Here is a 12443-nt window from a genome sequence, read left to right as displayed (position 1 = left end):
TAATTTTAGTCTTTTAAATTTCACTAATGAAAAATTATTGTATTGCGCTTTTTTCGTTTATTATGGTCAGCTCTTGTCAAGAAAAAAAAGCTGAAAATTTTGATATTGGTTTGCTCAACGGCTATTGGGAAATTGAAAATGTAGTTATGGCTGATGGTTCTAAAAAAGAGTACAAAATGAACGAGACCATCGATTTTTTCGAAGTAAAAAGCGACTCGGGGTTTCGGAAAAAGGTCAAACCTCAATTTGACGGAACCTATATCGTGAATGATGTTGATGAAAAAATCTCGATTCAAAAATCAGTTGAGGGTACTTTTATATCCTACAAAACCGATTATGCTACTTGGAAAGAAAAAATTATAACCTTATCCACCCAAGAATTGATTTTGGAAAACGACCAACACATTCAGTACCAATATAAAAAACCAACTCCCTTTACAATAAAATAATGGCAAAACGTTTGAACAACGAAAGTACCGTAGGTGATGTGTTAAAGCACATTATCAAAGAAAATCGCTTACAGCCAGGAATGGATCAGATTTCTGTAAAAGAAGCCTGGCAATCTTTAATGGGAAATGGTGTAAATAGTTATACTAGAAGTGTGGTTTTAAAAGGCACCGTTCTTTATGTCGAACTTTCATCGGCCGTTTTAAGGGAAGAATTGAGTTTTGGCAAAGATAAAATCAAAGCAATGATTAATGAAGAACTTCGGCGCGATCTTGTAAAGGAAGTAGTTCTTCGTTAGGGTTCATCTGTGTTTTTAAACTTACATAAAATAGAAAAGTCCAATTTCAACAGAAATTGGACTTTTTATTTGCTTTAGTTTTCTATACACAATGATTGTTTACAGCTAATCAACGGCATACTAAAAGTTCTCTCTACCTGCAAAGTGAAAAGCACCTTCAATAGCGGCATTTTCATCTGAATCTGATCCGTGAACTGCATTTTCTCCAATAGAAGTTGCATACGCTTTTCGGATAGTTCCTTCGGCTGCATCGGCTGGATTTGTAGCACCAATTAATGTTCTGAAATCTTCCACAGCATTTTCTTTCTCAAGAATTGCAGCTACGATTGGACCTCTTGACATGAATTCTACCAATTCTCCGTAAAATGGTCGAGCGGCGTGAACCTCATAAAATTTTTGTGCATCAGCAACAGTCAACTGCGTTAATTTCAAAGAAACAATTTTGAAACCCGCGTTTGTAATCATTGCCAAAATGTTTCCTATGTGCCCGTTTGCAACTGCATCAGGCTTAATCATTGTAAATGTTCTATTTGTAGCCATTTTTTTATTTTTTAAATTCCGTGCAAAAATAGTTTTTTAAAATTGATAAATAATAGGTTGGTTTGTATTATTTTGAAATTTATCCTAAAATATCCGACGAAGAAAATTTCCTGTCATTGCAATATGGCTAATGTAAAATCTTAGACCACAACAACCTCAAATCGATGTTCCAAAGGTTGCAATGAAGCAAACAATTGTTCGATTAATTCAGGCCCTCTTTCAAGATAAAACGCCGAAAAATTAGCCGTTCGTTCTTGCAAACCTTGATTGGGAAACAATTCGTTTTGTAAATCGGTAATTCGAATTAAAGTGTCTGTATGTTGCTTTTTTTCTGCTTTCAAAAGTCGTTTTTCGAGTTGCATCAAGCCTTTAATTTGCTTGGTTTCTTGTGCGTTTACAGCTCCCAAAAAGGAAGGATCTGTGTCTTGGGCCATTTCGCGAAGTTGATCGAACTGTTTTTGCAAAACGGCTTTTTGTTCAGAAAAATCTAAACGATAAGCGGAGACTTTTTTTATTATTTTATTTTTTAAATCCAGTTGTTTCAAGAATAAATCGCTCCATGTTAAGCTTAATTTATCGGCTTTTTTTGCTTGTTTTTCGGTAGCTAGTAAAACAGAATTTCGCAGTAACAAAACCGGAAATGTAATTTTTGCCGACTCAAAATACGATTTCAATTCGAACCAATACGCCAATTCACCGCCACCACCGATGTAACACAAATTGGGTAAAATTACCTCTTGGTACAGCGGTCGCATAATGACATTCGGACTGAATTTCTCGGGATGGTTTTCCAACTCCTTCAATAGTTCATCAGGTGTAAAACGGATTTCTGTATTATTAACTAGATAGCGTTCGTTTTGTAAAAGAATTCGTTCGCGCAAATTATCTTCTATGTAAAACAAGTTAATTTCTCGCGGGTTGACTTGAATTTTATACTCAGATAATTTTTCAGCGGTTTCAGCCACTTTCTGTTGCGAAGTTTGATGCAGCAATTCTTCTTTTACGTGAGGAATAAAAAGTTTTTTCAATTCGGCATCATCCGCGTCCAGAATTACTAGTCCGTACGAACCAAAAAGTGCGTTAGCCAAAAAGCGTGTGGCGTCTGCAAGTTTATTGTGTTTCAAATACGCATTTTCGAAAAGCTCTTTCAACTGTTTGGCATTTTGCCCTAAACCCAATTCGCTGGTAAATTTTTCTAAAACCTCGTCAAGTCCATCGGTAGACAATCGACCTACGGGGCCGGTACTTTCTCGATTCCAGCGAAATTTTTTGCCTTTAAAATTAAAAAAATTTATTTCTTCGAAATCGTGGTCTTCAGTCGCCATCCAATAAATCGGAACAAAGTTTTTATCGGGATAGGTGTTTTTTAACGCGTTGGTTAACTTGATTGTAGAGATGATTTTGTACAAAAAATACAAAGGCCCTGTAAACAAATTCAGTTGATGTCCGGTTGTTACGGTAAAAGTATTGGTTTCTTTTAAAAGGGCAATATTTTCAGAAGTAACTTCCGAAATACTAAGACTTCGATACTGCTTTTGCAAAACCGAAAACAAAATTTTTCTATGGGAATTATCATAATTTTCCTGTTTTTCAGCAATTTGTCCTGCAAAATTTTCTAAACTTGGAAACCGATTGTAAAACAACTGTAGCTGTTTTTTTTGGTCTAAATAATCATTCATTAAGGGAATAAAATATCCAGAATCTTGGTAGCTGATACAGTCGGTTGGCATAATTTAAGCGTGTAAAATTTGCGTAAATTTAACTAAAAATTAGTTTACAATGCCTCGTTTAACAAATGCTTATCATTTCTGCTTTTCAATGAAAAAATGGAGTTGCAGCAATTTTAAATTTGTAAAAATCAAAAATTTGTTTAAGTAGCGCTTAATTTGTACCATTAAAGGAGAAGAAATTACAGAAACATACTGCATTCTTACGAATATGATTTAATTTTACAGGCTTTCGCCAATACCATGACCAAACTTTTCCTTTTTACTCCGCCCTTTACACAACTCAACACCCCGTATCCCGCGACGGCCTACATCAAGGGTTTTTTGAATACTAAAAATATCAGCAGTGTTCAAGCCGATTTAGGCATCGAGGTAATTTTAAAAATGTTTTCAAAGCAGGGTTTAACTGACTTATTTGCAACCGCTGAAAAACATCAAAATCCTACAGAAAACAGCCAGCGAATTATTGCCTTAAAAGAATTTTATATCAGTACGATTGACGCGGTAATTTTATTTCTTCAAGGAAAAAATCCCACATTGGCATTGTCCATTTGCCAAGAAGATTTCCTTCCGGAGGCTTCTCGTTTTGCACAATTGGAAGATTTGGAATGGGCTTTTGGAAGTATGGGAACTCAGGACAAAGCGAAACACCTTGCTACATTATATCTGGAAGACCTTTCGGATTTAATTTCAGAATGTGTTGATACTAATTTTGGATTCAGTCGCTATGCCGAGCGTCTGGGTCGATCAGCAAGTACTTTTGATGAATTATATGAAACGCTTCAGACCGATTATACCTATATCGACAAAATTCTTCTGGAAATTCTCGAACAACGAATTACCGAAGTACAACCCAATCTAATTTTAATTTCAGTGCCTTTTCCTGGAAATTTATATGCGGCATTTCGATCGGCTCAATTTATAAAAAAACATTTTCCAAAGATAAAAATCTCTATGGGTGGCGGTTTTCCCAATACGGAACTTCGTTCGCTTACCGACAAAAGAGTATTTGAATTCTTCGATTTTATAACCTTAGACGATGGCGAAACACCCGTTGAAGAATTGATTTTGAATGTAGAAAATCCGGCTTACAATTCTTTCAAGCGTACATTTCTGTTAGAAAATGGCGAAGTGGTTTACAAAAATAATTCTGCAAAAAGCGATTATAAACAGTCTGAAGTCGGAACACCTGATTATTCAGATTTGAAACTGGATCAGTACATTTCTGTAATCGAAATTGTCAATCCAATGCACCGAATGTGGAGCGATGGTCGTTGGAACAAACTCACAATGGCCCACGGTTGTTACTGGGGTAAATGTACTTTTTGCGATATTTCCTTAGATTACATCAAAATTTACGAACCGATTGCCGCCAATATTCTTTGCGACAGAATTGAAGAATTGATTGCAGCAACAGGTCAAAATGGTTTTCATTTCGTAGACGAAGCCGCTCCACCAGCTTTAATGAGAGCGCTTGCTTTAGAAATTTTGAAGCGAAAATTAACGGTTACGTGGTGGACCAACATCCGCTTTGAAAAAAGTTTTACACGCGATTTGTGTATTTTATTAAAAGCTTCTGGATGTATCGCCGTTTCAGGTGGTTTGGAAGTGGCTTCCGACCGATTATTGCAATTAATTGATAAGGGCGTGACCGTTGAACAAGTGGCTAAAGTAACGCGAAATTTTACAGAGGCTGGAATTTTGGTACACGCATATTTGATGTACGGTTATCCGACTCAAACCGAACAAGAAACAATTGATAGTCTCGAAATGGTTCGGCAATTGTTTGAAACAGGTGTCTTGCAGTCGGGTTTTTGGCACCAGTTTGCTTTAACCACTCACAGTCCGGTGGGAATGTTTCCCGAAAAATTTGGCGTCATTCGGGATATGGAAGACCAAACTGGCATTAATCACGATAAATTCAGTTTCGGATTGAGCAAATCGTTGTTCAATTTCATGCACGGCATTTGTTTTGATTATCCACTCCAAGATTGGTTTGAATTTAAAATCCCGAAAACAAAAATTCCGTATAATTATATTGAAAACGCCATTTTAGAGGCGGAATCGTTGGAGGTAAAACCCAATGCAAAAGTAGTTTGGCTAGGAGGAAAGCCTATGGTACAGCATACAACCAAGTCAAAAAAGGGGCAAACTTGGGAGTTGTTACAGCTTACCTTTCACGACAAAAAAGAATCATTTTCCATTCAAATGGATAGAGCAGAAGGAGAATGGTGGGTTGGTGTTTTAGAAACGATTTCGGTACAAAATCAAAAAGGATCCACATTTCAAATGCTTAAAAATAATTTTGAAGCGCACGGTTTTGCACATTTTGAATTATTTTGGCATTCCAAACCTTTAAAAACGATGAGGTCGTTTGGTTTGTTGATATTGTAATTATTTTACTGTAAACCGAAATCCAATTCCGTGTAAATTTTCAATTATAATTCCGTTCTGGTTTGCCAAAATTTTCCGTAATCTGGAAATAAAAACATCTAAACTTCTACCCATAAAATAATCATCATCACCCCAAAGTGATTTTAAAATGGCTTCTCGTTTTAAAACTACATTTTTATTTTCAAGAAATAGTTTTAAAAGTTCGGCTTCTCTTTGGGTTAAAGTAATTTTTTCAGTTGGGTTAAAAAGAAGGTAATTTTCACTGTCAAATTGATATTGACCAACCATACTATCATTATTTTCGGTAACAACTCTTTTATGCGAACGTTTTAAGAAAACTTCAATTTTTAAAATTAATTCTTCAATACTAAAAGGTTTTACCAAATAATCATCAGCTCCAATACGGAGCCCTTTAATTCTGTCTTCTTTTAATGTTTTTGCCGAAAGAAATATAATTGGGATTTGTACATTTATTTTTCTAATCTCTATAGCCAATTCAAATCCGTCCATTTTTGGCATCATAATATCAAAGATACAAACGTCAAAGCTTTCTTTTTTGAAAGCTTCTAAACAAGTAAGTCCATCCGAAAAACGTGATACAAGATAACCGTTTTGCTCCAAATTATCTTTAGTTAAAAAGGCTAACGTTTCATCGTCTTCAGCATATAATATTTTAATTTTCATTATAGAAATTTGGGATTATTAAAATTATTGAAGTTCCGCTTCCATTACTTTCAGCCGATATTTCCCATTGGTGTTGCTGGCATATTTTTTTAACATAGTACAATCCTAAACCAAAACCTGAAACTTGATTTGCTTTTTCTGGTGAAATTCGGTAAAATTTATCGAAAATAAATGGAAGCTCTTTTACTGGAATTCCAATTCCATTGTCTGAAAACATTAATTGTAATTTATTTTTAATAATCTTTCTTGAAATGGTAATTTCTGGATTTTTTTGACAATATTTAACTGAGTTATCTAGTAAATTATAAATAATGTTAGTAAAATGAAACTCATCTGCCTCTATCCAATAATTATTTTCAATAGCATTGGTCACTTTTAAATTAGGATTTTTGAGTTGACAATTTTCTACAACAGCATTAATAATGGCGTTAACCGAAACTTGATTTTGATTTAGCTCAACTGTGGAATTATCCCATCTGGCAATATTCAAAATTTTCTCAATATGCTGGTTTAATTTTTTACTTTGGTTAATGATAATTTGGGTATATTTTTCTGATTTTTCATCAAATTGAATGCTTTTTTGTTGACTTAAATAGTTAGAAGCTATCAAAATAGAGGAAAGTGGTGTTTTGAATTCGTGTGTCATATTATTGATAAAATCACGCTGTAATTCGGAATATTTTTTTTGTTGAATAATGGTATAAATCGAATAGACATACACCAATAAAATAATGATTAATGCTGCCGAAAGTATAAACCAAAACTGCAACGAATTAAACAAATAAGAAGTTTGACTCGGAAATCGAATAGCAAAGTAGTAAATTAGATTTTTATGTTTGGGAAAATAAACTGATGCATCTTTTGACGCTTTATCTGTAAAAGATACATAATTGCCATACACCATTTCATCGCTCTGGCAATTGTACATAGCATATTCGAAATCGGTAATAAGATTGATTTTTTTAAATTCTTGTTCTAGATAAAACTCTAAAATTTCGGGCTCAAAATCATTATCAATATTGACAACATAATAATCGTTAGAAATTTTTTTGACAGTATTTTCAGTGGGGATTTCGTGATTTGTTCCTTCATACAAATGCTTGACCACTTCTAGCAAAGCGATATGCGCTTTTTGAGAAAATTTCTTTTCTTCCAGTGTAAAGGCTTGGTTAGTCCATAAGAGTTGTACGATTAATATGCCTGTTGTAGCTATTAGTCCAAGAACAATAATGATGTTTAGTTTGTTAGCTTTCAACAATAAATAGTATTAAACGTTATTCAAAATTACTCAAAAAAAACATTCAAATTAACCGTTAACAAGTCATTAACAAACATTTGAAAGCACTTAACAATCAGATGGAGTAAACCATACTACTTTTGAAATATCAAATTTGATAAATCAAAATTATTAATCCTTTAAATTTTAAAATTATGAATTTTATTAAAATGTCATTTTTAGCATTAACATTCGGTTTAATGTCGTTAACAAGTCTATCTACAATTGTTTGGAAAGCCGAAACGGTTGATGTAGGCGAAATTCCTCAAAATAAATCAAAAGTGATTGTTTTTGAATTCAAGAACACTGGAAAATCAGATGTAATTATTACAAATGTGCAAGGATCATGTGGATGCACCGCCACCGATTACACAAAAGAGCCAATTAAAGCGGGTAAATCAGGAACGATTACAGCAACTTTTAATGCTGCAAATGCGGGTGCTTTTACCAAAACTGTGTCGGTAACTACCAATGCAGATGCTTCTTCACAAGTATTGACTTTAAAAGGAACAGTTAAAGCAGGTGTTACTCAAAGTTAATTTTAACTTTAAAAAAATTATTCAGATGAGACTCCGGAAATTAACTTTTCGGAGTTTTTACTTTTTCTAAACAGATTTATCGTAAGATCCAAATTCTGTAGCGTAATGACTTGTAAATTTGTGACAAATTGACCTTTTTTCACATAAATTATAGGAACAACTGTTTATACTTAATAAGATACAACTTTGGTTTATTCCGTATCTTTCTTTTTCTCCTTTTTATTTTTTTTCTTTTTACCGTTGTTTTTTTCTTTCAATTCTTCGAAAAGCACTTTTTGTTTTTCGGTAAAAATTTCGGCAAATTTTCCTTCCATTGCGGTTCTTTCGATATTGCTTTTTTCTCTTTTGGCGTCACTTGGGATGTCTTCTAAAGCAATTTCTTCGGTTTTTTTTACATAAGCCGTAATTAAATTTTTGACTACTGCACTTTGAAAAGCGTCTAATTCTAGTTTGGAAGTCAAATTTTCGGTCATGACTTTAATATGATCGACGGGTTCGTTTTTAATAGGTGTTTCATTTCGAGAAGCTCCACCAATGCTGCGGTCAAGACCAACAGGACTGTTCATATTGCCCATCTGGCCATAGGAGTAAAATCCGGTTACTAAAACAAACATCAAAATAATTTGCGAAAATAGATTTCTCATTTTTTATATTTTTAATTTTTATAAAACCGCTTCACCGTATAAGTCAAATTCTGTGGCTTCGGTGATTTTAATCATCACAAATTCGCCAGTTTTCAAGTAGGTTTTCGAAGCATCAATCAATACTTCATTGTCCACGTCGGGACTATCAAATTCGGTTCTACCCACAAAATGGGTTCCTTCTTTTCGGTCGATAATGCATTTAAATACTTTTCCTACTTTTTCTTGATTCAAATCCCAAGAAATCTGCGATTGCAATTCCATAATTTCGTTGGCACGTGCTTGTTTTACATCCGCGGGCACATCGTCTTCTAATAAATAAGCATGTGTATTTTCCTCGTGCGAATAGGCAAAACAGCCCATACGATCAAATTTCATTTCTTGAACCCAGTCTCTCAAAATTTCAAAGTCTTCTTGTGTTTCTCCGGGATAGCCTACAATCAGCGTGGTCCTGATGGCAATTCCTGGAACAGCTTCACGAAAATCTTTCAGCAATTTGGTAGTTTTTTCTTGGGTTGTTCCACGTCGCATGGATTTCAAAATAGAATCTGAAATGTGCTGCAACGGAATATCTATATAATTACAAATTTTTGGTTCCCGTTTCATTAAATCCAAAACATCCATCGGAAATCCTGTCGGAAAAGCATAATGCAGTCGAATCCATTCAATACCTTCTACCTTTACCAACTCTTCAAGCAATTCGGCCAAATTTCTTTTCTTGTAAAGATCCAGACCATAATACGTCAAATCCTGAGCAATCAATATCAATTCTTTCACCCCATCTCGCGCCAAACCTTGTGCTTCTTTTACCAATTTTTCAATGGGCTGCGAAACGTGAGCACCCCGCATCAGTGGAATCGCACAAAAACTACACGGTCTATCGCAGCCTTCGGCAATTTTTAAATACGCATAATTTTTTGGTGTTGTGGTCAATCGTTCACCTAAAAGCTCATGTTTGTAATCGGCACCAAGTGCTTTCAACAAGGCAGGAAGTTCTGTTGTTCCAAAATATTGGTCTACATTTGGAATTTCCTTTTCTAAATCAGGACGGTATCTTTCAGATAAACATCCAGTTACAAATACTTTATCTACTAAACCTTTTTCTTTTTTATCGGCATATTCCAAAATCATATTCACCGATTCGGCTTTTGCATTATCAATAAAACCGCAGGTATTGATCACAATAATATTTCCCTCGGATTCCGCTGGCGCTTCGTGTTCGACGTCTTTTCCGCTGGCTTTTAATTGTCCCATCAACACTTCACTGTCATAAACATTTTTAGAACAGCCAAGTGTAATTACGTTGATTTTATTCTTTTTTAAAGATTTGGTTCTCATAGTAGTATATTCTCGATTTTTTTTGAGAATGCAAAATTACAGTTTTATTTTCAGAAGCAAGTATCTTTTGGCTTTTTTACAATCGCTTGGTCCCGCTTTCGCCTTTATCCCCGATGAAAAATCGGGGGATGCCGGCTCAATCGGGGCTAGGTCGCAGCTTCTGTCTGTCTAACCAAGGTCGTTTTTAAAGAATAATATTTCCAAATTTCATTTATAATTCAAATCCCACTGTCAACGAAATATTATTCTGAATATTTTGAATGGTTGCTGGATCGGTCAAACCTTGCGTAAAAAAACCTTGTCTGTTTTCCCGCTGAGCAAAAGTGTAGGCCATATCCAACTTGATAGATCCAAAATTATATCCAAATCCTGTCGAAAAACTGTTTAAGTTTCCTACAGTTTTAGTATCCTTAAACGGACTTTCCTCAAATCGATAACCACCTCGCAAACTCCATTTTTTGATGCGGTATTCGGCTCCTATTCGAATTTCATTAGAAACATCCAACGCCGAATTAATGGTATTATTTGCTTGAACAAACTCCTGTGAAGGTCTGAAATTCATATTGCTGTAATCTCTCAAACTATAGTCGACACTAATTAATCCCGAAGTACCAAAAACATAGGCCAAACTACCGGTGTATTTAGAAGGTGTTTGCAACGAATACGTAGGATAAAAAATCACAGTATTAGGACCTGCGAAAAAATCATCTTGTCGCACGTTGCAATCAGGGCAGTTTACCGCTAGAATTTGTTGCAACTCTTCATTTAAGTTGTACCACGTAGGCGATTCATAAGCTAGACCTATCCGCAATTGGTTCGTGATTTTTGCAATCGCACCCAATTGAAACGAAAATCCAGAGCCGTACACATAAAGTTCATTCGTAAATTGCGAAGCTTGAACACCTGTTGATGAATTTGCACCAGGCGAGTCGTCATAATCTTCGTAAAAACGGGTTGAGCTGCGATAATCGGTAAAGTGCGCATTTAAATTTACACCAAAATAAAAACGTTTGTCGTATTCAGTAGCTAAATTAAAAGCAATCTTACCGTTATATCCCATCGTTCTAACACTGTTTTCTTGGTAGTAATTACCATTTGGATTTACGGCAGAAACATATTGATTTCCAACACTTGATTCAATTAATTCACCCTTAATACCCAAGAAGGCTTGCTGTTCTTGATAAGTGAGTAAATCATAAGGATTCCCGTTTATTACACTTGCGGGAATTCCATTTGCATAACTTGTAAAATAATTGGCCACCGAATTTGTGGGATTGTACCCTTGAGAATATACCGAATTGTTTAAATTATTGGTACGGTCGTAATTCATTGCCAAAGACAATTTGCTCCACTTACTATCCAAGTTGTAATTTTCGAAAACCCAAACGCCTCCAAACTGGTTCAAATCAAATGAGGACTCTTCGGCACGACTTGACGTTCCAAAGTAGTTGGATTTATTTTGCTGATTGTAATTGGACAACGATATCGAGGCAAAGTTGTTCATAAAAATGGCAGAACCAGCGGGATTAACATTCAATGCAGATAAATCACCACCTAGTGCTCCAAATGCGCCACCCATAGCTCGATATCGAGCGCTTCCCGTGATGTCATCTTGAGCGTACCGTAGTGCATCTGGAATTTGCTGGGCTTCCACCTGAACTGTGGCGAAGCCTATCAAAATTAGAGAAATTAAATTTTTCATAGTTACTATTTTGGGTTCAAAAAAAAGCCTATGTCACATTTATATGAGCCATAGGCAGTATTTGTAGTAAGGATTAATTAACGTCTTCCGCCACCTGATGATCTTCCGCTGCCACCTGAACTTCCTCTCCCGCCACCACCAGATGAACCTGATGAACGGGTTGGTGCAGGACTATAACTTCTTGTGGGAGTTGTAGTTCTTGTTGGTGAAACGTTAGAGGGTGCATTTCGCGTATTTGTACGAACTGAATTGTTTGTCCTGTTTATAGTTGAATTTGTATTTCTTCGAGTGGAATTAAAATCAGTATTTCTTACTGAATTTGAATTTCGTCTTGTACTTTCGTAATTACGTGAACGAGAATTTGATAGGTAAGAGTTTCTTGTGTTATTCGTATTTCGAGCGCCTAAGAAATTATTATTTCTACGTCCAACGCCTGGAGCATAATTGTTGCCGTAATAATTGTTGAAATGGGGTTGGTAATAATTACCATACCATCCTCCATAATAAGGATTTCCCCAGCCAAAACCATTTCCCCAACCGAAACCACCGCCCCAGCCCCAGCCGAAACCGCCGCCCCAACCGAAACCATTGCCCCAGCCCCAGCCAGGTCCGTAAAACGAATTAAAACCCCAAAACGGACTGTTCCATCCGCCCATTCCCCAACTATCTTGGTAAACATTGACAGTGACATTATCCGATTGCGAACCCCAACCGCCATAATTTTCACTGTTAGCGGGTTGATCTTGATTATAATTTTGAGAGGTATAATTGTCTACGTCCGTAAAAATTTCGTCTTCTTGTTTGGATTCGAAATAATTTCGGTACATAAAGCTGGTTGCAGAGGCATTATTGTCGGC

12 protein-coding genes are annotated in these 12443 nt (G+C 35.5%); 4 read left to right on the top strand and 8 right to left on the bottom strand.

The annotated features are described in order from the left end of the window. Nucleotides 1–26 precede the first annotated feature (26 nt). Together ACIQ2X_RS01150 and ACIQ2X_RS01145 are read left to right on the top strand one after the other, a co-directional pair. The gene (locus ACIQ2X_RS01150) at nt 27–449 is read left to right on the top strand and encodes a lipocalin family protein (RefSeq protein WP_396177037.1); all 423 of its coding nucleotides are present in this window, start codon (nt 27–29) and stop codon (nt 447–449) included. Continuing rightward, nucleotides 449–745, top strand: coding sequence for a DUF721 domain-containing protein (locus ACIQ2X_RS01145; RefSeq protein WP_396177036.1), 297 nt, complete (start codon nt 449–451; stop codon nt 743–745). The genes ACIQ2X_RS01150 and ACIQ2X_RS01145 overlap by 1 nt, the downstream gene beginning before the upstream one ends. Nucleotides 746–865: 120 nt before the next feature. On the opposite strand, the gene ACIQ2X_RS01140 is transcribed toward ACIQ2X_RS01145, so the two are convergent. Further along, entirely contained in the window at nt 866–1285 is a 420-nt protein-coding gene (locus ACIQ2X_RS01140; protein WP_396177035.1) for a nucleoside-diphosphate kinase, read from the bottom strand. Nucleotides 1286–1425: 140 nt separating this feature from the next. Next, a complete protein-coding gene (gene bshC, locus ACIQ2X_RS01135) occupies nt 1426–3015 on the bottom strand; it encodes a bacillithiol biosynthesis cysteine-adding enzyme BshC (RefSeq protein ID WP_396177034.1) in 1590 nt (529 codons plus the stop codon). A gap of 240 nt (nt 3016–3255) precedes the next feature. On the opposite strand from bshC, the gene ACIQ2X_RS01130 reads away from it, so the two are divergent. Beyond that, the gene (locus ACIQ2X_RS01130) at nt 3256–5406 is read left to right on the top strand and encodes a B12-binding domain-containing radical SAM protein (RefSeq protein WP_396177033.1); all 2151 of its coding nucleotides are present in this window, start codon (nt 3256–3258) and stop codon (nt 5404–5406) included. On the opposite strand, the gene ACIQ2X_RS01125 is transcribed toward ACIQ2X_RS01130, so the two are convergent. After that, nucleotides 5407–6093, bottom strand: a complete 687-nt coding sequence (locus ACIQ2X_RS01125; protein ID WP_396177062.1) for a response regulator transcription factor — start codon at nt 6091–6093, stop codon at nt 5407–5409. It abuts the gene before it with no gap. Next, nucleotides 6080–7345 (bottom strand): sensor histidine kinase, encoded by a 1266-nt coding sequence (locus ACIQ2X_RS01120; RefSeq protein ID WP_396177032.1) that lies wholly within the window; start codon nt 7343–7345, stop codon nt 6080–6082. The genes ACIQ2X_RS01125 and ACIQ2X_RS01120 overlap by 14 nt, the downstream gene beginning before the upstream one ends. A 176-nt stretch (nt 7346–7521) precedes the next feature. On the opposite strand from ACIQ2X_RS01120, the gene ACIQ2X_RS01115 reads away from it, so the two are divergent. Next, complete coding sequence (locus tag ACIQ2X_RS01115; protein ID WP_396177031.1) at nt 7522–7905, top strand: DUF1573 domain-containing protein; 384 nt, start codon at nt 7522–7524, stop codon at nt 7903–7905. Nucleotides 7906–8096: 191 nt separating this feature from the next. Here the strand turns inward: ACIQ2X_RS01115 and ACIQ2X_RS01110 are convergent, their stop codons facing one another. The 4 genes from ACIQ2X_RS01110 to ACIQ2X_RS01095 form a co-directional block, all read right to left on the bottom strand. Beyond that, nucleotides 8097–8549 carry a hypothetical protein gene (locus ACIQ2X_RS01110; RefSeq protein WP_396177030.1) on the bottom strand — a complete coding sequence of 151 codons (453 nt, stop codon included), beginning with the start codon at nt 8547–8549 and terminating at the stop codon, nt 8097–8099. Nucleotides 8550–8567: 18 nt separating this feature from the next. After that, a complete protein-coding gene (gene rimO, locus ACIQ2X_RS01105; protein ID WP_396177029.1) occupies nt 8568–9884 on the bottom strand; it encodes a 30S ribosomal protein S12 methylthiotransferase RimO in 1317 nt (438 codons plus the stop codon). Nucleotides 9885–10095: 211 nt separating this feature from the next. Further along, complete coding sequence (locus ACIQ2X_RS01100) at nt 10096–11586, bottom strand: OmpP1/FadL family transporter (RefSeq protein WP_396177028.1); 1491 nt, start codon at nt 11584–11586, stop codon at nt 10096–10098. Nucleotides 11587–11663: 77 nt separating this feature from the next. Further along, nucleotides 11664–12443 (bottom strand): hypothetical protein (locus tag ACIQ2X_RS01095; RefSeq protein WP_396177027.1); only part of this gene is annotated, 780 nt, incomplete at its 5' end.

The organism is Flavobacterium sp. (assembly GCF_044368625.1).
GTDB lineage: Bacteria > Bacteroidota > Bacteroidia > Flavobacteriales > Flavobacteriaceae > Flavobacterium.
Note: the sequence above shows the minus strand (reverse complement) of the source record. Positions and strands in the feature narration are given on the sequence as shown.

Bases quoted from the DNA above. Each gene is read 5' to 3' on its own strand.
- ACIQ2X_RS01150 (WP_396177037.1), top strand. From the start codon at position 27: ATGAAAAATTATTGTATTGCGCTTTTTTCGTTTATTATGGTCAGCTCT.
- ACIQ2X_RS01145 (WP_396177036.1), top strand. From the start codon at position 449: ATGGCAAAACGTTTGAACAACGAAAGTACCGTAGGTGATGTGTTAAAG.
- ACIQ2X_RS01140 (WP_396177035.1), bottom strand. From the start codon at position 1,285: ATGGCTACAAATAGAACATTTACAATGATTAAGCCTGATGCAGTTGCA.
- bshC (WP_396177034.1), bottom strand. From the start codon at position 3,015: ATGCCAACCGACTGTATCAGCTACCAAGATTCTGGATATTTTATTCCC.
- ACIQ2X_RS01130 (WP_396177033.1), top strand. From the start codon at position 3,256: ATGACCAAACTTTTCCTTTTTACTCCGCCCTTTACACAACTCAACACC.
- ACIQ2X_RS01115 (WP_396177031.1), top strand. From the start codon at position 7,522: ATGAATTTTATTAAAATGTCATTTTTAGCATTAACATTCGGTTTAATG.
- ACIQ2X_RS01110 (WP_396177030.1), bottom strand. From the start codon at position 8,549: ATGAGAAATCTATTTTCGCAAATTATTTTGATGTTTGTTTTAGTAACC.
- rimO (WP_396177029.1), bottom strand. From the start codon at position 9,884: ATGAGAACCAAATCTTTAAAAAAGAATAAAATCAACGTAATTACACTT.
- ACIQ2X_RS01100 (WP_396177028.1), bottom strand. From the start codon at position 11,586: ATGAAAAATTTAATTTCTCTAATTTTGATAGGCTTCGCCACAGTTCAG.